The sequence below is a fragment of the Ruminiclostridium papyrosolvens C7 genome, from assembly GCF_000421965.1.
Taxonomy (GTDB): Bacteria; Bacillota; Clostridia; order Acetivibrionales; family DSM-1351; genus Ruminiclostridium; species Ruminiclostridium papyrosolvens_A.
The window spans coordinates 1-20,701 of the sequence record NZ_ATAY01000072.1 but is presented as its reverse complement, the minus strand read 5'-3'; the positions used below and the strand labels follow the sequence as shown (position 1 = coordinate 20,701).

20 protein-coding genes are annotated in these 20,701 nt (G+C 38.5%); 2 read left to right on the top strand and 18 right to left on the bottom strand.

Going from position 1 to position 20,701, the window contains the following annotated elements; genetic code table 11:
* Window positions 1–272: 272 nt before the first annotated feature.
* The 8 genes from spoVT to purR form a co-directional block, all read right to left on the bottom strand.
* Entirely contained in the window at window positions 273–827 is a 555-nt protein-coding gene (gene spoVT / locus L323_RS35350; protein WP_020816407.1) for a stage V sporulation protein T, read from the bottom strand.
* Between the two features lie 202 nt (window positions 828–1,029).
* Window positions 1,030–2,121, bottom strand: a complete 1,092-nt coding sequence (locus L323_RS35345; protein ID WP_020816406.1) for a peptidylprolyl isomerase — start codon at window positions 2,119–2,121, stop codon at window positions 1,030–1,032.
* Between the two features lie 84 nt (window positions 2,122–2,205).
* Complete coding sequence (gene mfd / locus L323_RS35340) at window positions 2,206–5,730, bottom strand: transcription-repair coupling factor (RefSeq protein WP_020816405.1); 3,525 nt, start codon at window positions 5,728–5,730, stop codon at window positions 2,206–2,208.
* Between the two features lie 21 nt (window positions 5,731–5,751).
* Window positions 5,752–6,321 (bottom strand): aminoacyl-tRNA hydrolase, encoded by a 570-nt coding sequence (pth, locus tag L323_RS35335; protein WP_020816404.1) that lies wholly within the window; start codon window positions 6,319–6,321, stop codon window positions 5,752–5,754.
* Window positions 6,322–6,419: 98 nt separating this feature from the next.
* Window positions 6,420–7,379 carry a ribose-phosphate diphosphokinase gene (locus L323_RS35330; RefSeq protein ID WP_020816403.1) on the bottom strand — a complete coding sequence of 320 codons (960 nt, stop codon included), beginning with the start codon at window positions 7,377–7,379 and terminating at the stop codon, window positions 6,420–6,422.
* Window positions 7,380–7,418: 39 nt separating this feature from the next.
* Entirely contained in the window at window positions 7,419–8,591 is a 1,173-nt protein-coding gene (locus L323_RS35325; RefSeq protein WP_020816402.1) for a UDP-N-acetylglucosamine pyrophosphorylase, read from the bottom strand.
* Between the two features lie 195 nt (window positions 8,592–8,786).
* Window positions 8,787–9,038 (bottom strand): septation regulator SpoVG, encoded by a 252-nt coding sequence (spoVG, locus tag L323_RS35320; RefSeq protein WP_014315284.1) that lies wholly within the window; start codon window positions 9,036–9,038, stop codon window positions 8,787–8,789.
* 127 nt (window positions 9,039–9,165) lie between these two features.
* The gene (gene purR, locus L323_RS35315; RefSeq protein ID WP_020816401.1) at window positions 9,166–9,978 is read right to left on the bottom strand and encodes a pur operon repressor; all 813 of its coding nucleotides are present in this window, start codon (window positions 9,976–9,978) and stop codon (window positions 9,166–9,168) included.
* Between the two features lie 285 nt (window positions 9,979–10,263).
* On the opposite strand from purR, the gene murC reads away from it, so the two are divergent.
* Window positions 10,264–11,667, top strand: coding sequence for a UDP-N-acetylmuramate--L-alanine ligase (gene murC / locus L323_RS35310; protein WP_020816400.1), 1,404 nt, complete (start codon window positions 10,264–10,266; stop codon window positions 11,665–11,667).
* Window positions 11,668–11,722: 55 nt separating this feature from the next.
* On the opposite strand, the gene fabZ is transcribed toward murC, so the two are convergent.
* The 9 genes from fabZ to L323_RS0121000 all read right to left on the bottom strand — a co-directional run bounded on the left by fabZ (window position 11,723) and on the right by L323_RS0121000 (window position 19,736).
* A complete protein-coding gene (fabZ, locus tag L323_RS35305; RefSeq protein WP_020816399.1) occupies window positions 11,723–12,151 on the bottom strand; it encodes a 3-hydroxyacyl-ACP dehydratase FabZ in 429 nt (142 codons plus the stop codon).
* A 106-nt stretch (window positions 12,152–12,257) separates the two neighbouring features.
* A complete protein-coding gene (locus L323_RS35300) occupies window positions 12,258–13,409 on the bottom strand; it encodes a phosphodiester glycosidase family protein (protein WP_020816398.1) in 1,152 nt (383 codons plus the stop codon).
* Complete coding sequence (locus tag L323_RS35295) at window positions 13,396–13,785, bottom strand: rod-binding protein (RefSeq protein ID WP_020816397.1); 390 nt, start codon at window positions 13,783–13,785, stop codon at window positions 13,396–13,398. Before L323_RS35295 ends, L323_RS35300 begins: the two co-directional genes overlap by 14 nt.
* A 17-nt stretch (window positions 13,786–13,802) precedes the next feature.
* Window positions 13,803–14,615, bottom strand: a complete 813-nt coding sequence (locus tag L323_RS35290; protein WP_020816396.1) for a flagellar hook-basal body protein — start codon at window positions 14,613–14,615, stop codon at window positions 13,803–13,805.
* A gap of 49 nt (window positions 14,616–14,664) precedes the next feature.
* On the bottom strand, window positions 14,665–15,462 hold the full coding sequence (locus tag L323_RS35285) for a flagellar hook-basal body protein (protein WP_020816395.1): 798 nt from the start codon (window positions 15,460–15,462) through the stop codon (window positions 14,665–14,667).
* 134 nt (window positions 15,463–15,596) lie between these two features.
* Window positions 15,597–16,625 (bottom strand): rod shape-determining protein, encoded by a 1,029-nt coding sequence (locus L323_RS35280; RefSeq protein WP_020816394.1) that lies wholly within the window; start codon window positions 16,623–16,625, stop codon window positions 15,597–15,599.
* A gap of 183 nt (window positions 16,626–16,808) precedes the next feature.
* Complete coding sequence (hydF, locus tag L323_RS35275) at window positions 16,809–17,999, bottom strand: [FeFe] hydrogenase H-cluster maturation GTPase HydF (RefSeq protein ID WP_020816393.1); 1,191 nt, start codon at window positions 17,997–17,999, stop codon at window positions 16,809–16,811.
* Between the two features lie 16 nt (window positions 18,000–18,015).
* Entirely contained in the window at window positions 18,016–19,428 is a 1,413-nt protein-coding gene (gene hydG / locus L323_RS35270) for a [FeFe] hydrogenase H-cluster radical SAM maturase HydG (RefSeq protein WP_020816392.1), read from the bottom strand.
* A gap of 62 nt (window positions 19,429–19,490) precedes the next feature.
* Window positions 19,491–19,736 carry a TM1266 family iron-only hydrogenase system putative regulator gene (locus tag L323_RS0121000; RefSeq protein WP_031342292.1) on the bottom strand — a complete coding sequence of 82 codons (246 nt, stop codon included), beginning with the start codon at window positions 19,734–19,736 and terminating at the stop codon, window positions 19,491–19,493.
* Between the two features lie 304 nt (window positions 19,737–20,040).
* Between L323_RS0121000 and L323_RS35265 the strand changes: the two genes are divergently transcribed.
* A complete protein-coding gene (locus L323_RS35265) occupies window positions 20,041–20,433 on the top strand; it encodes a hypothetical protein (protein ID WP_020816390.1) in 393 nt (130 codons plus the stop codon).
* Between the two features lie 16 nt (window positions 20,434–20,449).
* Here the strand turns inward: L323_RS35265 and L323_RS41435 are convergent, their stop codons facing one another.
* Complete coding sequence (locus L323_RS41435; protein ID WP_020816389.1) at window positions 20,450–20,617, bottom strand: hypothetical protein; 168 nt, start codon at window positions 20,615–20,617, stop codon at window positions 20,450–20,452.
* Between the last annotated feature and the right edge of the window lie 84 nt (window positions 20,618–20,701).

The window sequence follows — 20,701 nt, the reverse complement described above, 5'->3', positions numbered from 1 at the left end:
GGACTTGTGAAAATAAGGTTGACATGTTCAAAGCTGTTAATGAAATATTAACGAAACGAAAATCTAAGAATTGGTGCTTTAATTTGATATTAAAAATTGAGAAACTCTTGATAAAAAAGAAAGTTTTTAGAAAATTTTACTTACAAAAGAAATTATATATTTATCAATACTACCTGTCAACTGTTAATTATAAAAGGGAGGATTATGATAATCCCCCCTAAATAAAACCAACCGATTATATTTTACTTAAAAATAACCTATTGCCCTATACACTATTGTTCCATTTGTTTTCCTAAAAATCCTGCTGCTGATTGCGCAAGCTTTGCTTCAACTTCTCCCATTCTTACATTTGCATCCGTAGAAAGCATTATTACCGCTCCTATCGGATCACCTTCTGAAATGATTGGCGAAACAACCTGGGAGGCATATTTTCTTTCACCATTTTCTTCTGCCAAAATTGAAATCGACTTTTCTTCAGGAGATTTTATAAGTAGTGTTGTTTTCTCCTCTATAGTTTTCTCAACATCAGAGCTAAGTTGCTTTTCAAGAAATTCTTTTTTTGATGCACCGGATACTGCAATTACTGTATCTCTGTCAGTAATACATGTAATGTGCCCGCTTGTCTTATGCAGTGACTCTGCATACTGTGTTGCAAAATCGCTGAGTTCTCCAATCGGAGAATATTTCTTTAAAATAACCTCCCCTTCCTTATCCGTAAATATTTCCAGAGGATCGCCCTCTCTAATTCTCAAGGTTCTTCTAATTTCTTTTGGTATTACAACTCTTCCTAAATCGTCTATACGTCTAACTATCCCAGTTGCTTTCAAAGTATATTACCTCCTTAATAGGTTATTTTAGTCTTATTATTGTTTTGTTGATGATTTTTTATACATAAATGGTAGTACAATTAGATGCCAACCATTTTCTAGATATATTTTAGGGTTGTAAAAAGGGACTGAATGCAACAATTATTCGTTGTGCATTCAGTCCCTTATATTTTTTTATAAAAAGTAGTTTATGTTAGTATAATTATTTGTATAGGGTTTTGTCAATTTTTGCTAAAGCATCTTCATCTTTTTTAAGCGGGAATTCTTTCTTCCAGCTATCTAATTTCTTTGTTAAGAATTCATCGTTAAATCTAGTATTCAGGATTGTTGACTTTATTTTGTCTTTAACATCAGCAAACTTTGTCTCTTCTCTTTTTTCAAACCTCATAACATGATATCCGTATGAAGTTTCAACAACACCGGTATCTCCTGCCTTGTGGTTTGCATATGCCCAATCTTCGAACTGTGACACCATTTCACCCTTACCAAAGGTATAAACACCTTTGTTATTTACAGCTCCGTTTTGATCCTTATCGTCCGAGTTCTTTTCGGCAAGTGCCTGCATGTCAGCACCTTCCTGTATTTGCTTCAGAAGGTTGTCTGCCTTTTCCTTTGCTTCCTTCTTCTTACCCTCAGTGAAAGCTGCACCTGTTTGTAAATCCTGTGTAGCAACAAGTATGCGTGTAACAGTTACTTTATCGTAATCAGCTTTATGCTCATCATATTGCTTCTTAATTTCATCGTCTGTTATTTTAACTTTATTTTTTTCACTTTCAATGTATTTCTGTGATAAAACAAGTTCTTTATAAACTTCTTTGTAGTCAGCCAGAGATACACCATAATCATTTTTTAACTGTTTTTCGGCTTCTGCTCTGCTTCCGCCTGCATTTTGAATTCTTTGATCGATAGCTGATTCAATATTATCCAAGTCTGCTTTTTCAAGCTTAATGCCTGCTTCTTTTGCCTTGATTAGCTGAATTTTGATTTCCTGGATACTATCGAGTGTAGCTTTCTTGATCTGTTCTTTTGCTGTACTTCCCTGGTATTTCTGGTTCCAGTCAAACTTTGTAGAATCCTGACTTTGAGCATTCTGAAGGAATGAATTCATATTGAACTTTGACAACACCAGATATTCCTGTTTTGTAATACTTAAATCTCCTACTTTTCCAACATCTCCTGAAGACATACTAAAAATAACGACTACAGCTATTACTGCAACTACCAGTATAGCCGCAATAATTCCTATAATTAGCCCTTTTGATGTCTTTTTCACTTTAGCGTTTTCGTTTTCCAAAGGTAATCTCTCCCCATTTTTTTATTCAAAACCTAATTTGTAACCTGAATTTTACAAATTACTTTCGATTATAATTATATTCAATTATACATTAGACTGCAATTTAATAATGTATTGTAACAAAATCTTAATATTTGCCAAATTTTCTCTGCTGGATGAATTTATTAATTTAAATGACAAATAAGGGTTGCTGCTGGCATTAAGCATAATCCTTCTAGGGTACTTATCCATAAGCACTCCCAGATATTGCGACACTGTTGAGGCGGATTTACGCAGTGCAAACAATATTATATCCTCCTTCTGTGAAATACCAGTAAAGCCGCACTCCACAGCAAGAGCCTTGATATACGCAATGTCCATTAGATTTTCAACTTCTTCCGGTATGTCTCCGTACCTGTCTATTAACTCATCTCGTAAATCAATTACATCATTTTCATTCTGTATTGCGGCAATTTTCTTATACATATCAATTTTTTGCTCTTCTGAACTTATATATTCATCATCAATGTATGCATTAACATTCAAGTCAACTGCCATTTCCTCGTCCGTAGTGCGCACTTCCTTGCCACTCAACTCCTGAACCGCTTCATCCAGCAGCTTGCAGTACATTTCGTAACCAACTGTTTCCAGGTGGCCATGTTGTTCCGGCCCAAGTAAGTTTCCCGCTCCTCTTATTTCAAGATCCCGCATGGCTATTCTGAAGCCTGAACCGAATTCGGTAAATTCTTTTATAGCCTGAAGTCTTTTTTCCGCTACCTCTGACAGAACCTTGTCCTTTTTATATGTGATATAGGCGTATGCAAGCCTGTTGGATCTCCCAACCCTTCCTCTTATCTGATAAAGCTGGGACAAGCCCATTCTGTCGGCATCTTCTACAATAATAGTATTAACATTTGGCATATCAAGCCCCGACTCTATAATAGTAGTACATACAAGCACGTCATATTCCCCGTTTATAAAACCGTACATTACATCTTCAAGTTCTTTTTCATTCATTTGCCCGTGGGCAACCGCAACTCTGGCTTCTGGAATCATTGTCCTGATTTCCTGTGCTTTTAAGTCAATACCCCTTACCCGGTTGTACATATAGAAAACCTGACCGTTTCTTGCCATTTCACGGATTATGCCATCACGGATAAGTTCCATATTGTATTCCATAACATAGGTCTGAACCGGGTATCTTTCTTCCGGCGGATCCTCCAGAACACTGATATCTCTTATCCCGACCAACGACATGTGAAGTGTTCTCGGAATTGGCGTAGCTGTCAATGTTAATACGTCAACATTCGGTTTTAGTGTTTTAAGCTTTTCTTTGTGGGTTACTCCAAAGCGCTGCTCCTCATCAACTACCAGAAGACCAAGATCCTTAAATTCAATATCCTTTTGCAGAAGCCTGTGAGTGCCAATTAGTATATCTGTATTTCCCGCCTTAACAGATTTTACGATTTTCTTCTGTTCTGTGGGAGTCCTGAATCTGCTCATGACATCGACGGTTACCGGGAAGTCGCTCATTCTCTTCTTAAAGTTTTCGTACAGCTGCTGGGCCAGAATAGTGGTTGGAGCAAGGTATGCTACCTGCTTTCCATCCATAACCGACTTGAATACGGCCCTTATTGCCACTTCCGTTTTGCCGTATCCTACATCTCCGCAGAGGAGTCTGTCCATAAGTCTTTCGGACTCCATATCCTTTTTTATTTCATCAATACACTTAAGCTGGTCGTCAGTTTCCTGATACGGGAATAACTCTTCAAATTGCCTTTGCCAGACAGTATCCTCACAAAAAGCATGACCTTTTGCGGACTGTCTTTGGGCATAAAGCTTTATCAGTTCCGCTGCAAGCTGCTGCAAAGATTCCTTTACACGGCTTTTTGTTTTGGCCCACTCAGTTCCTCCAAGCTTATTGACCCTGGGTGTCTTGCCTTCTGATCCAATGTATTTTTGGAGCAAATCCAGCTGGTTAGTGGGAATATAAAGGAAGTCTCCTTCCTGATACCGGATTTTAAGATAATCTCTTTTAACTTCACCTACGCTGAGCTTTTCAATACCGATATACTGGCCTATACCGTGAGCCTGATGTACAACAAAGTCACCAACGTTGAGGTCAGAAAATGCCTTTATTTTATTGCCGACCCTCTTTGCCTTTGCCTTTTTTATTCGTTTATCCTGTCCAAATACCTCAATATCACTTATTACAACAAAGGCGGCTGTAGGGTACTCAAAGCCTTTCTGCAAGCTGCCGTGAGTTACAACAACCTCTCCGTTCTGTATTCTATACTCAGGATTATCTTTGTAACTGGACGAAATTTCATTTGTCGCAAGGGTTTCAACCAATCTGTGTCCTCTGCTGCTGGGGCCTGAAAGAACTATAATTTTATATTCTTTTTTCCTGAGCTGTCCTATGTCGTCAACAAGTAAATCTATATGGTTTTGATAAGAGTTCCCTGATTTACAGGGTATTGATATCTGATTATATGGCCTGATAAGGGAGTTGTTGGATGAAATGGCGGACAATGTTACCGTCCTCAAATTCAATATACGGTCTACGATGGAGTCTGTGGAAAAAGCCCATTCCGCCCCTTTAGGCAAAATACCGCCTTTCTCAAGAAGACTTTTTGCAAGCTCTTCATGTTCAAGCTGAACATTTTCAATTCTCTGAGTTATTCTCAAGGTTTCATCCAGTATAATTATCGATTCACTCTCGATGTAGTCTATTACGGAAGCAGGAGTTTCCAGAATATACGTAAGGTATCTGTCAATGCCTGGAAAATAGTGGTGTTCATTCAGGTTATCAATATCTTCTTCAACACGCTTTGATATATTTTTAATACCTTCAGTGTTTTCCTTCTGCTTCAGCTTTTTAACATAGTCTGTCAGATCTCTTTTTATCTTTGAAATTATTGATTCCTTTGAAATTTCCTTGTAAACTACATCTCTTGCAGGGGCAATTCTACACTCGTCAATTGAGTTTGTAGACCGCTGTGTTGTTTCGTCAAAGTACCTGATAGAATCAACATCTGTATCAAATAGTTCAATACGCACCGGGTGTTCGCTGTTTACCGCAAAAATATCTATAATTCCTCCACGGACAGCAAACTGGGCTTTGCCCTCGACAGTATCAACTCTTTCATAACCATACAAAACAAGCTTTGAGATTAGTTCATCGAGGTCTATTTGTAAACCTACTGAAAAATCAATAACTCCTCCTCTAAAGAGTTCAACAGGTGAAATCATCTGTATAAGTGCTTCGGCGGACATTACAATCAACTTGTAGTTTCCCTCCAAGCACCTTAGCAGGGTTTTTGTCCTCTGATATATAATATCATTGCTTCTGGCTTCTATATTATATAGCATAGTCTCTTTTGGGGGGTAATACAGAACATCATCCCCCAGGAAAAAGGCAAAATCTTCATAAGCCCTTCTGGCCTGCATTTCATTGTATGTTACGTACAGTCCTCTTCTCTGTAAATGAGTACATAGGGAATATATCAGATGCACTTTTTGTGAATCTGACGGACCGATGACCGATACAGGCCCTTTCCCCTCACGCACATTCGTTAAAAGGGTATTATATTCGTCTAATTTCAAGAGAGGATCTGTAAAAAAGTTCATTTCTGCAACCTCCGGCTGTAATTATTTATTAAAGTTGTTCATTGCCTTTTCCGGCCCGTTCTGTGCTATCATTATTGCCGCCTGTGCAGCGTTTTCAACACTTTGGTCAATTACCTGCCTATCCTCTTTCGAGAATTTACTAAGGACATAATCAGCCAAATCCCATTTTTCCGGTGCTCTGCCGATACCGATTCTCACTCTGGGAAATCTGTCATCCTGCAATTGGTATATTATGGATTTCATGCCGTTGTGGGTGCCGGAACTGCCCTTGGGTCTTACTCTTATTTTGCCCGGTTCAAGATCAATATCATCATATATTACTATTAATCTTTCTATAGGCAGCTTGTACCAGTCAACTATTTCCCTGACACTTTCCCCGCTAAGGTTCATAAAAGTCTGAGGCTTTACAAGAATGGTCCTGACTCCCTCTATCTCACCTTCTCCATATACCGCCTTAAAACCGATTTTGGAGAGTTTTATATTGTACTTGGTTGAAATATAATCTATAGTATCAAAGCCAACGTTATGCCTTGTATTTTCGAATTTTGTGCCGGGGTTGCCAAGCCCCACAAGAAGATATACATCTCCCATCTGTGCCGCCTCCTGTCATTTGCATATAATATATTCATGCCTAAAAGGGCGGTTCCTAAAAAGAACCGCCCCGGAAAATCAAATTCTAAATATATAGGTTATATCTGAGTAAACAATGTACTGATTGATATATCTCCATATATTCTTTCTATAGCTTCAGCAAATACTCCTGCTACAGACAAGGACTTAATCTTGTCAATTTTCTTTTCTTCGCTTAGTGTTATAGTATTTAATGTAACCAACTCTTTTATTGCTGATTCACTAATCCTCTGAATCGCAGGACCTGAAAGTACACCATGTGTGCAGCTTGCGTATACTTCCTTTGCACCAGCCTCTATCAGAGCATTAGCACCGTTGACAATAGTCCCCCCTGTATCAATCATATCATCAACAAGGATTACTTTTTTATTTCTTATGTCACCTATTATATTCATTACTTCTGAAACATTTGCCTTAGGACGTCGCTTATCGATTATAGCCAGCGGACAGTCCAGTCTTTCAGCAACTTTTCTGGACCTAGTAACACTGCCTACGTCAGGAGAAACAACTACAACATCCTCCATACTGTCAAACTTTTCCTTGAAATATTCAGCAATAATAGGAAGACCCAAAAGATGATCCACAGGTATATCAAAAAATCCCTGTATCTGTGGAGCGTGCAAATCCATAGTAAGTATTCTGTCTGCTCCGGCTATTGTTAAAAGATTTGCAACAAGTTTGGCGGAAATAGGATCTCTTGCCCTTGCCTTTCTATCCTGTCTGGCGTACCCAAAGTACGGAATAACTGCTGTAATTCTGCCTGCTGAAGCTCTTTTAACCGCATCAATCATAACCAAAAGCTCCATAAGATTATCATTTATGGGCTGACAAGTGGATTGAATGATAAACACATCTGAACCTCTTACTACTTCACCGATATTAACAGCTGTTTCTCCGTCACTAAACCTTCCAACATTCGCAATACCTACGGGTATTCCAATTTTTTGAGCTATTTCATCGGCTAATGGCTTATTGGAATTACCTGTAAATATTTTAATATCCTTTCCGTGCAGATTCATTTCAATTCTCCTTTTTATTACATTTATATTATTGTGTGTTTATTTTCGCTTTAAATCCTTCTTTGTAACCCAATCCTGCTTTATCGTCTGCCTTTGACGTGCTATTGCCAAAGAATTTTCAGGTACTTCCTCCGTTATGGTGGAACCTGCGGCAATATACGCATCATTTTTTACAACAACAGGCGATACGAGATTTACATTACATCCTATAAACGAATTATCTCCAACAATTGTCTTGTTTTTGTTCTTTCCGTCATAATTTACAAAAACGACGCCGCAACCTATATTAACATTTGAACCTACCTCGGCATCACCTACATATGTCAGATGTGAGATTTTAGTTCTGTCTCCGATGACTGATTTTTTAATTTCAACAAAATCTCCGATTTTAACGTTCTTACCCACATTACTTCCCGGTCTCAGATATGCAAACGGTCCCACATGGGTATCATCTCCGACGGAGCTGTCATATGCGACTGAATTTGCTACTTCAACATTATTTCCAATCCGACAGTTGACAATCCTTGAGTTAGGGCCAATTATAGAACCCTCACCGACAACCGTATTTCCCTCTATTATGGTATTGGGCATAATTACAGTATCCTCTCCGATAACCGCACCTGCATCTATAAAAGTAGATGAAGGATCCATTACCGTAGCACCCGACAACATAACCTTTTTCAATATAGCGGATTTAACTTCCCCCATAGCAATTGAAAGAGCTACCCTGTCATCTACTACAATAAATTGGGTTTTATCTTCCGAAGATATCTTGTTTTTATTTTGAATGGATTGGAAAATCTGGGCAATGTTAAACTTTGATAATGATTGAATACCTAATTCATTTAACCGGTCTAGAAAGTTCTTGCTTTTAAACACATAGACCGAAGCTTTCCCATTACAGGAAATAATAGCTGTCGTGTCGTTCCCCTCTGATGAATGTTTTTCCAGTAAATGCCTGAAAGTATCGGCCAGTATCAGCGGCTGGTCTCCCCAGTTGATTATAAAATTCTCCGAATTGCCGATTAAATCCTTGGCCCTACCAATATCATCACACTGTATTGATTGAGCTTCACCTGTAATTTCGGCTAAAGCAGACCCGGACCACTGCAGTACACTTTGACCAAGTATGCTATGGCTTTCTACAGGCTTTTTGGATTTAAACGTGCTGCTATTACTGTCTGTAATGACTAATCCTACAATTTTATTCATTATTAAGCCCCCACTGTATTTTACAGGATATATTCTCTCATTTTTATCAGATAATTTCAACCCGTTAATATAACTAAAATTTAGCTAGAATTTGTTTACATTATATTCCACCCTTGGAATCATCTAGATTTAGAATAGCATTAAAAAAAAGATACCCGATTAAAGTATCTTTTTTATTCTTGGAATCAATGCTTTTTATGAGTTCTTATAGCTTTCAAGAATAGCAGTTTGAAGTTTTTCTCTCGCCTCAGCATTTATCGGATGTGCGATATCTCTGAATTCACCGTCTGGTGTTTTCCTACTGGGCATTGCAATAAACAGGCCGCTCTGACTTTCGATTACTTTGATGTCGTGTACAACAAACTCATTGTTGAATGTTACAGAAACTACTGCTTTCATTTTTCCTTCAGTTTCGATTTTTCTGATTCTGATATCCGTGATTTCCATATTGGCGAACCCTCCAAGAAGTATTATGTTTTAGATACAATATTCGCCATAAATGCTAAAAATCCTTCTTTTTGTACATTATTTTTACATATTTTTGGTTTATTTTACATTGCCTATTATTTACCGACTAAATATTAGGTTTAATGTCGATAGAATTGTTCTCCTGCATCTCAGATGTATTAAGTTTCATCAAAGAATAGTAATTTTCTACAAGTTTTTTATCCGGCACGCTTGTTTCTATCATAACTCCAATTCCAACTACCTCACTATCAAACTGGTTTGCCAATTCTATAATACCTTTAGAAGTCCCTCCGGCTTTCATAAAGTCATCTATAAACAGTATCTTCGAATTTCTTTTTAATGATTTCATCGGAAGTACCATTGTCTGTATTTTCTTTGCCGAGCCGGATGCATAGTTAATGTTTACAGATGCTCCGTCAGTGGCTTCGTTATAGTGTCTTACTATTACCAGGGGAACATTAAGGTATTGTGCAGTTGCAAAAGCAATAGGTATACCCTTTGTTTCCACCGTAATTACACAATCCAGATCCAAACCTGAAAATCTGGTAGCAAACATCATTGCCATTTTGTTAACCCATTCAGGGTTATAGATTATATCCAGCATATATAAAAACCCGCCCGAGAGTATTCTATCCGGGTGAGATAATTCCTTTGCAAGTTCTTCCAAAGTTTTATGTATAGCCTTTTCACTCATAAATGGAACATATTTAACTCCGCCTGAAGCTCCTGATATAGTACAAATATTTCCCATTGAGTTCTTATTAAAGGTTTTTTGCAGTAATTCCAGGTCCTCGCTTATTGTAGATTTTGCAGAACCGAACATTTCCGAAAAATATCCAAGTGTAAATATCTTGTTCGGATTGTCGCACAACGTTTTGATTATAACAGAAATCCTTTCATTTCTTTGGATTTTATCCATAAAATCTCCCCACATCTTTAGTTTACATCATAGCTATTATACAATAATATAATGAATAATAAAACTTAAATTACAATCATAATTCGGATTAAATCAATTTATCTAATATTTATCCCATATGCATCATACAATATGTATAGGATATTATCGCTGCAAAATTGATTAAATATATATATTCCTTTTACATTTATATGAAAATATTGTATTATCTTTTTGAGTAGAACTTACTCTATATAGAATTCTTCAACTAATTTTATTAGCAATACAACAAGGGAGTGTTTTCTTTTGAATAATAATTCTAACATTTTAGATTCTGAAAAAATCAGGCGAGTCCATTTTATAGGAATTGGCGGATCCAGTATGAGCGGTCTTGCTGAAATTCTTTTGGCAAAAGGCTACCAAGTATCAGGCTCGGATATCAAGTCTTCCAGTGCTACCCAGAAATTGGAAAGTAAAGGCGCCCAAATATTTATCGGTCACAGTGCTGAAAATATTTCAGACCCTGATTTAACTGTATATACGGTTGCCGTTAAGGAAGATAATCCTGAAATGATCCGTTCAAAGGAACTTGGTATTCCGGTAATAGACCGTGCCGAGCTGTTAGGGCTCCTTATGGAAAAGCATTCCTTTGGAATAGCCGTTGCAGGTACTCACGGCAAAACTACCACAACCTCAATGATAACAACAATAATGCTGGAGGCAAATACAGACCCCACGGCACATATCGGAGGCGAGCTGGATTGCATAGGCGGTAATACCCGGATCGGAGGTTCTGAATATTTTATAACCGAGGCATGTGAATATTATGGAAGCTTCCTGAAATTTCATCCTTTTATGGCAGTAGTTTTAAACATCGAAGTAGATCATGTGGATTACTTCCGTGACTTGGAGCATATTAAGTCAACCTTTGGAGAATTTGTTGCTCTTATTCCCCCAAACGGATATATTGTAGCCTGTGCTGATGATGAAAATACTCTTTCTGTTGTCAGTAAGAGAGACTGTAATATTATAACTTACGGATTAAAAAACAAGGATGCAATGTGGACTGCAAAAGATATTACTTACAACAGTATGGGCTGTGCTTCCTTTGAAGTATATAAAGAGGGTATAAAAATGGGAGATTTCTCTTTATCTGTTCCGGGCCCTCACAACGTAAGCAATTCTCTTGCTGCTATTGCCGCAGCACACACTTGTGGTTGCAGCATGGAAAACATTGCCTACGGTCTTTCGAGATTTGGCGGAAGTCATAAGCGATTTGAATTGAAAGGCTTGGTTGACAACATTAAGGTTATTGATGATTATGCTCATCATCCTTCAGAAGTTCAGGCTACACTAAATGCAGCAAAAAGCAGCGAGCATAATAAAATATGGTGTATCTTTCAGCCTCACACCTACACAAGAACAAGAGCTTTTTTGGATAAATTTTCAGAATCCTTTGTTGAGGCCGACAACATAATAATAACCGATATTTACGCTGCCCGGGAAAAAGACCCCGGAGATATCCATTCAAGAATGCTTGCGGACAGGATTCGCGAGAAGGGCGGCAATGCGGTTTATATAAGTGATTTTCAGGACATAGCCGAGTATCTTGATAAAAATGCACAACCGGGAGATCTGATTCTCACAATGGGAGCAGGGGATATAGTAAGATGCGGCGATATGTTCTTAAATTTAAGAGCAAATAAGTAATAAAGCAAAACAGCCTCTTGAGATTAGCCCAAGAGGTTGTTTTTTATTTTAAATTTTATGCCTTAGTCATTGCAAACTTGATTTCACCTTCAGCGGCAACTTTTCCGTCTACGCTTGCTTTAACCTTTGCCTTGGTAACTCCAAGCTTACTCATTATAATCTCGGCTTCGAGGGTGAGAACATCCCCTGGCATTACCTGATTTTTAAACTTCATAGCTTCAATGCCGGCAAATACACCTAATTTACCCTTGTTCTCTTCCAAGACGGCAACCGCTATCCCCGCAGCCTGTGCTAAAGCCTCTACTATCAACACTCCCGGCATTATTGGGTATTCCGGAAAATGTCCTTGAAAAAACGGCTCGTTAATGGAAACATTCTTTATGGCAACTACTTTTTTTCCCGGTTCAAGTTCTATAACCTTATCAACCAGTAGAAATGGATATCTGTGGGGTAATAATTCCCTGACTTCTTTATTTGTAAGCATATAACCTCCAATTAACTTTTTAATACAATAATTATGACTAGGTAATATATTCGACTATATAATTCAAAAATCCTTTTAGCATATAAAAATTTAACACCCAAAATGCTTATTTAATCTTTACTATAAAACACCCTGCTACCGGTCTCTCAATACCTTCATAGGATGGCCTGTTCCGGAGGCTGCCGTTTATTATCATCTGTGAAGAGGCTCCTCCGTCCAGCATTGCCGCATCCTTTACTCCAATTCTGACCAGGTATTCACCCATTTCTTTACCCGTCATTCCTTCACTGTATCCAGGCTGACGTCCATCTGAAACCAGCATTAATATTTTGCCGTCTGTCTTAATTCCGATAACGGTTCTAGGGTCTCGGTTGCCCAGAGTTCCCGCCCATTTGTCACGTTCCGGAACTACTGATTTTCCGTCTTTGACAAGCATACTTCCGCATTCATATGCTTGGTAACCGTATCCCAAATACGGCTCCATCCTAATATTGACTTTATCGCCTGCTTTTAAACCCAGTTTTTCAGGTAATGATGATTTGTCGCCATAAAAACTTATAACGTACAGGCCTTTTTTTATGTTAACTTCTTTTTTATCTTCTACTACCGCCGTTATTATATTATTATCAACTATTATTGATGTATTGTTTACTTCAGCTCTGTTCGTACTTCCGAATTTATCATTATATAAAACGATGTCGTTATTTTTACCCATCCTGTTCATATCATTTATGTTGATTTTATTGCGATTATGTTCCATGTAAATATTGGAATAAAAGGTTTCGAATCTGGCACCCTTTTTATCAACAATGAATATAGGGCTTAGTCCCGTTGAAGCAGTCAGCATCTGCCCATCTATTGCAACCATGCCTGTGGGATCACCGAATTGATAGAAAAATCCTCCATTAACGGCTGCATAAGCCCCATTCCTTTTACATATATCAGATAATTTTTCAAAGCCGAAAATATTATCAAATGACAATGCAGGCTTAAATTCAACTCTCTCATCTCTCGGATCAAACTCCAAAATATAAATTTCCTGTTTGTACCCGTTTATGGTCTCTGTTATATGCTTATATTGAACAGGTAAAGGCTGTACTGAATTTGACGACGTACCCGGTGTATTCAAGGTGTTATCAGCCTTCCCCGGAGTGCTATTATTCGGGGAAAATAAAAATTGTCCTGCATAAATTAACATGAAGGACAATACTAAAATCAAACCAATATTTATAATCAGTTTCTGATTATTTTTTTTCATCAAATACTCCTCCGGTAACTGAGGCAGAGTCTTCCTGTTTATACTTTTTAGACAACTGCTTATACATCATATCACCTAAACCAATACCTCTTTCAGATGCAACCTCACAAAGCTGATCATCAAGCATTGAATTGTATATGTCAGACGCTGTGTCGCTCTCCAGATAATCCGACTTTGGCACCGTAGACTTCATCTGTTTATAAAGCATGCTTATAAACAAGCTTTCAAACTCATGGCACACTTCTTTCAATTCGCTGTCATCACCTTTAGTAGCAGCCTCTCTGAGTCGTTTTTCAAAACTGTCCTCAGAAATTTTTGAACTGGTGCTTCTGGCGGTATCAAATGTATTTTTTGAATTAACGCTTCCTACATCCATTATAATTCACCTGTTTTCTATCTTCTCAAATTATTTGCTATCTGAAGCATATCGTCAGATGACTGTATTGCCTTTGAGCTGACTTCATATGCTCTCTGTGCAACTATAAGCTTTACCATTTCGTCAACAACCTGAACATTGGAGGATTCAAGAAAACCCTGTTTCATAATGCTCTTAGCATTTTCATCTTCACTAACCTGTACAGGTTCTCCGGTTGCTGAATTTCTTGAGTAAAGGTTGTTTCCTACTGCTTCTAATGCATACTTATTAGGGAAAATTACCATTCCTATAGTCTGATCCATAGGAACGCTAACGCCTTCTGCATCTTTATAGCTCATCTCTCCACGTGGAGATACTGAAAGTTCAGATATATTCACTTCAGGGTCGAATAATATCTCCTCTCCCGAATTGTCAAGAACAGCGTATCCATCGGATGTAGTAAGTTTCTTCATACCGTCCTCTGTAATACTCAGCTTAAATGAACCATCTCTTGTATATTGAACATTACCTTGTGGCCCCATTATAGTGAAGAAGCCTTCACCATCTATAGCAAAATCAAGATTGGAACTTGTCTGCTCAGGGGTACCATTTTCAAAATTTCTCACTGTAGAGCTTACTACCGTTCCATGCCCTACCTGAAGATTTACAGGCTTTCCGGCATCATTCAGAACATATGCCCTGTCCATTGTTTGGTACAGGAGATCCTTAAATTCTGCTCTTTCCTTTTTATATCCGGTGGTATTAACATTTGCAAGATTATTTGAAATAACATCTACATTGAACTGTTGAGCCTTCATTCCTGAGCCGGCTGTATATAATGCTCTCATCATAGCCTTTAAACCTCCAAATAAATTTAAAATATATGTTTATCGGAATCTATTATCTAACCAAACCTACCTCATTAACTGCTTTTTCCAACGTTCCGTCCTGAGCCTGCAGCACTTTCTGATTTGCCTCATAAGCTCTCATAACCGTTATCATATCAACCATTTCATCTATAACATTAACATTTGACTGCTCATCATAACCCTGAATAACTGTTCCTGTAAAATCAGCTATCTCTCCTCCGTTATTCTGAACCAGATTATTTCCGAATTTTCTTAATTGAGTTGAATCTGCAAACTGGGCTATACGAAGAGTGTCAACAACAGCTCCGTTCTGCATGATGTTTCCTTTGCTGTCAACTGTAAAATCCCCCTGTTTAAGGGTTATAGGCCCTTTTTTGCCTAAAACGGCATATCCATCCCCAGTTACCAGCTGATTGTTGGCATCCAGACAAAATGAGCCGTTTTTTGTATAGAACTCCTGCATTGTGTTATCCTGCGAATTTATAACTCCTACAGTGAAAAACGCAGGGCTTGCTGCCTCGCCCCTATTATCATCTTTAATTGCAAGGTCGTATCTGTCTCCGGTCTGCACCATCTGACCCTGTGTGTAATATGTATATACTTCCCCGACATCACTGCTGAGCTCCATTGTACCAACAACGGCTGAAGGATTTGTCGGACTCTGTGTGTCGTTGATTCTCCTTGTTAAAATTTCAGGGAAACTCTGGTAAACTACTGTATCTTTTTTGTATGCCGAAGTATTGACGTTTGCCATATTATTTGTGATAACGTCCAGTTTCTTTTGATTTGCCAGCATACTCCACGCAGAAGTATATAAACCTCTAATCATAGGATATCTCCTTATGTAAATTCATTACTCTATATATCGGCAACTATAATTATTTACTTTAGATTTTTTCTATACTAATATATCCTGAATATCAAAAAGAGGGGTAAATGTTTTACCCCTCGATTACTCTTTTCTTATCTTTTATAATTTGTCCTTTTTTCTGTAAGCGCACTAGCTTCAATGGCTTCTATGTTGTCCAGCGCCTTACCTGTACCAAGGGCTACACAAGAGATAGAATCATCTGCAATTATTACATTTATACCTGTTTTCTCCTGAAGCAGTTTATCCAGACCGTAAATAAGACTTCCACCGCCTGTCATAACTATACCCCTGTCGCTGATGTCAGCTGCAAGCTCAGGTGGTGTACGTTCCAGAACTGAATGTACGGCTTCAACAACACTTGATATAGGCTCTTCCAACGCTTCCATCATCTCAGTTGAGGATATGGTAATTGTCTTTGGAAGTCCTGAAATCAGGTTCCTTCCCCTGATGTCCATTGTAACCTCCTGAACTCGCGGATAAACCGTACCTATGTTGATTTTCAATTCTTCGGCGGTTCTTTCACCTATCATAATGTTGTGTTTTTTACGCATATAACGAACAATAGCTTCGTCAAACTTGTCTCCTGCTATCTTTATAGAAGTACTTACTACAGTACCGCCCAATGATATTACCGCAATATCCGTAGTACCCCCGCCCATGTCAACAACCATGCTACCGCACGCCTTTGCAATATCAATGCCTGCCCCAATAGCAGCTGCAATAGGCTCTTCTATCAAATATGTCTTTCTTGCTCCGGCTTGCATGGATGCATCTATTACAGCACGCTTTTCAACTTCTGTAACACCGCTGGGAACGCAGACCATTATTCTTGGTTTGAAAAACTTTCTGTTCCCGGTAACTTTATTTATGAAATATTTAAGCATTCTCTCTGTTATGTCATAATCAGAAATTACACCTTCGCGCAGAGGCCTGATAGCTACTATGTTTCCGGGTGTCCTTCCCAGCATTCTTCTTGCCTCTTCGCCTACCGCAAGTAATTTATTTGTGTTCTTATCTATAGCTACAACGGATGGCTCCCTTAATACTATTCCCTTACCTTTAATGTATACAAGTACTGTGGCAGTACCCAAATCAATACCGATGTCCTGTCCAAATCCCAAACGAAACAACTCCTTGATTCCCTTAATTTGATAATTTAACAGAAATTATAACCATTTATAAAGTACGATTTATATTTGTACATATTAAGTCAAAATTATCTATTATTTATATTATCATATTAATATAATTATGCAATATTTTTGTACTTTTTAAAAGTTACAAAATGGTAAATATTTCTTTACTTATAAAGCCACTTTTTCCAATATACCCCTGAGCTTTGCAATTGCAATTCCGTAATTGCAGACACTTACATTCTGGGCCCCAGCTGACTCTATACGAGAAAGTACATATTTTCTGTTAAACATACAGCAGCCGCACTGAATAACCAGCGAGTATTTTGACAAATCCTTTGGAAAGTCTGCCCCGCTGACAATGTCAACAGTCAGGCCTTCACCCACTTTTTGTCTGAGAAGCCTCGGAAGCTGTACACGTCCGATATCCTCACTGAGGGGTGCGTGTGTACATGCCTCTGCAATCAAAACAGCGGATTCCTCAGTTAGTGCATCTATTGCTTCTGCACCTTTAATGTATGCAGAAATATCACCTTTATATTCTGCAAACAGCACGGAAAATGATGTCAATAGGCTTTCATCAGGCTTTTTTGCATATACCTTGTCGAATACCTGAGAATCGGTAATTATTAATTTTGGAGGTTTTGCCATTGCCTTTAGTGCATTGTCAAGCTTGTCGGTAGTAACACTCATAACCATGCATTTTAAATCCAGTAAATCTCTGATTACCTGTACCTGTGGCAGAATCAGGCGCCCCTTTGGAGCCTGAATGTCCTGAGGCATAACCAGCAATACAAGGTCTCCTTCATGGACAAGATGGGCTGTTATGCTGCTTACCTCAAAATCCTCCGGCACGGCTCTTACGAGTTCCTCTCTGACTTTATCAAGCCCGGTTTTTTCCTTTGCACTGATAATGATTGGCATCAGCCCAAGAGTGTCCTCTACCTGTTTTTTTATGTCATCCGTATTTTCAAGTATATCTGCTTTATTGATAACAGGAATAACGGGTATTTTACGCTTTTTAAGTTCATCAGTCCATTCCTTTTCCAATGAAAGCTCTGTCCCCGAGAAAAATACAATGGCTACATCTGTTTTTTCAATTGCCTTGCGGGTCTTTTCTATTCTCAATTCTCCTAGCGTACCCACATCGTCAAAACCCGCTGTATCAATAAACATAACAGGGCCTATGGGATGCAGCTCCATAGCCTTGTATACAGGATCGGTAGTGGTTCCGGCAATTTCAGATACCAGCGCAATATCCTGTCCCGTTATAGCATTAATTAGTGAAGATTTTCCGCTGTTTCTTCTGCCGAACAGCGCAATGTGCAGCCTGTTTGCACCCGGTGTATTTGTGAGACTCATTTTTATTCCTCCTCATCTAGAACCTGAAATCCCTCTTACCATCATGGAGATCGCTTAAATGCTCCTTTACGATTCTTTTGACATCATCGTTTTGCAGCAGCTCTACTTCTTTTTCTATCATTTTTTCGCCTTTTGCTCTTGTATCTTCCGACGCATAGTCTTCCAGATATTCCTTTAGTGTCATAATTGCATTCGGATGGCAAACATGTGCAATTGCACCGCTTTTGACAAGTCTCATAAATCGGTCTCCAGTCCTGCCTTCCCGGTAGCATGCTGTACAGAAGCTTGGAATGTACCCCAATGTCAGCAGCCAGTTAACTATTTCGTCCATTGTTCTTGTATCGTTAACTTCAAATTGTGCAGAATTTTCTACTTCTTTTTCTACATAACCGCCAACACTTGTTGATGACCCTCCGCTAATTTGGGAAACACCCAATTTGAGACATTCCCCACGAGTCTTTTCCGATTCTCTTGTAGACATGATTATCCCTGTGTACGGTACGGCAATACGAAGTATCGCTACAATTTTTTCAAATATTGAGTCAGGTATTGCATTTGAATATTCCTTCAAGTCTACATCATCAGCCGGCCTTATGCGGGGCACGCTGATTGTGTGAGGCCCAACTCCCATTGCATCCTCCAAATGCTTTGCGTGCATAAGCAAACCTACAAAATCATATTTGTAAAGGTTCAGGCCAAAAAGAACACCAAGTCCTACATCATCAATTCCACCCTCCATTGCTCTGTCCATGGCTTCAGTATGATAAGCATAATTGTGCTTTGGCCCCTTGGGGTGCAGGTACTCGTATGTGGGTTTATGGTAAGTTTCCTGAAATAATATATAGGTTCCTATTCCCGCATCCTTGAGCTTTTTGTAATTTTCAACGGTTGTAGCGGCAATATTCACATTTACACGGCGTATTGCACCGTTCTTGTGCTTTATTCCGTAAATTGTTTTTATACTTTCCAATACATATTCTATTGGACAGTTCTCCGGGTCTTCCCCTGTTTCAAGTGCAAGTCGTTTATGACCCATATCCTGCAGGGCCATAACTTCCCTGACTATGTCCTCCTGAGAAAGCTGCTTTCTTGCAATATGCTTGTTTGAGCCGTGGTAGGGGCAATATCTGCACTCATTTACACAGTAGTTTGAAAGATAGAGAGGTGCAAACATTACTATCCTGTTTCCATAAAATTTCTTTTTAATATGCTCTGCAAGCTTGGACACCCTTTCTTTAACCTCATCCAGCTCACATTCCAATAATACTGCTGCTTCCCTGTAGCTTAATCCTTTGTACTCAGATGCCTTTTGGAGGATATCTTCTATGAGCGACATATTCTCCTTGTTCCTGCGGGCATACTCCAACGTTTCTAAAATTTCCTCATCGTTAATAAAGTCTTCGGCTTTTTTTGATTTGCTGTTATACATTTTTATTTCCTCCACAAAAACAGATTTTTAAATCTGACGTTACGAGGATGTTATAAGTGGATTTATATTTTTGAGTAAACTGTCTTTGTATTGACTCCCCTTAACATTCCCAATTTCCCTGAAAGTGAGCTGATGACATCGTTTGGGGCATCAACAACAACGCTTATAATGGAGACACCCTTTTCACGGTATGGAATGCCCATTCTTCCCACTATATATTTCCCGAATTCATGCAGTATCAGGTTTATCTTTTCTGCTGATGATAAATCATCAACAATAATTCCTATCAGAGCAATCCTTGTGTCCATTTGGCTGCCTCCCTTATAGATAAAATAAAACCCCGGATGCTTTATAGGCATGGGGTTTTTCATACTCCACCTTATAGCACCGCCTTACCACTTGGGACTGACCCTCGTGCATTCAGAACGATTATTTCAAATAAATCTCTTTGCTCTTAGTATTATAACTTCGAGTTCAGATACTTTGATAATATTTTAACATATTCACACAGTACCTTCAAGTTAATAATTACCCACCTTTTAAGATAAATATTGCAAAACCTGCCCGGCACTACTAAAATATATGTAACCCACAAATTACGGAGGAAGTTATATGAATTGGTTCAGAAAATTTATGATTGGAAGGTACGGGCCTGATCATTTGTCCGCAGGACTTCTTTTTTTATCGCTGCTTATTTCATTAATAGGTATGTTTGTACCGGTTAACTGGCTTGGTTATCTGTCTTATATTCCGTTGGTTCTATGTCTTTACAGAATGTTTTCTAAAAATATTTACCGCAGAAGAGCAGAAAACAATAAGTTCTTAAAGTTCTGGAATCCCGTTGCTGGCTGGTTTTTCAAAAGAAAAAACCGTTTAAGCGATTCTAAAACCCACAGGTATTACAAATGTCCCCAATGCAAGCAAGAGGTACGTGTTCCCAAAGGTAAAGGCAAAATTCAGATAACCTGTCCAAAATGCAGAACAGAGTTCATACGCAAATCCTGATTATATAGAAAACTTGCTAAGACCCACCTGGTGTGGGTTTTTCTGTTTTCTTTTTTCCACGCTTGCAGTAAGGAAGGTATTTTGAGCTTTCATTATGGTATTTTAAGCACTCAGCACATTTGCCGTGACGTACACATGATTTCTTTTTGCAGCTACACTTTTCTAATCCGTTTTCAAGAATCATCCTCAAGCTCCTCCTGATTTCTCTTAATTAAACCTATTTTATTTATACGTTAAGTATCCTGCGCTATCCGGTAAATGTCAACTG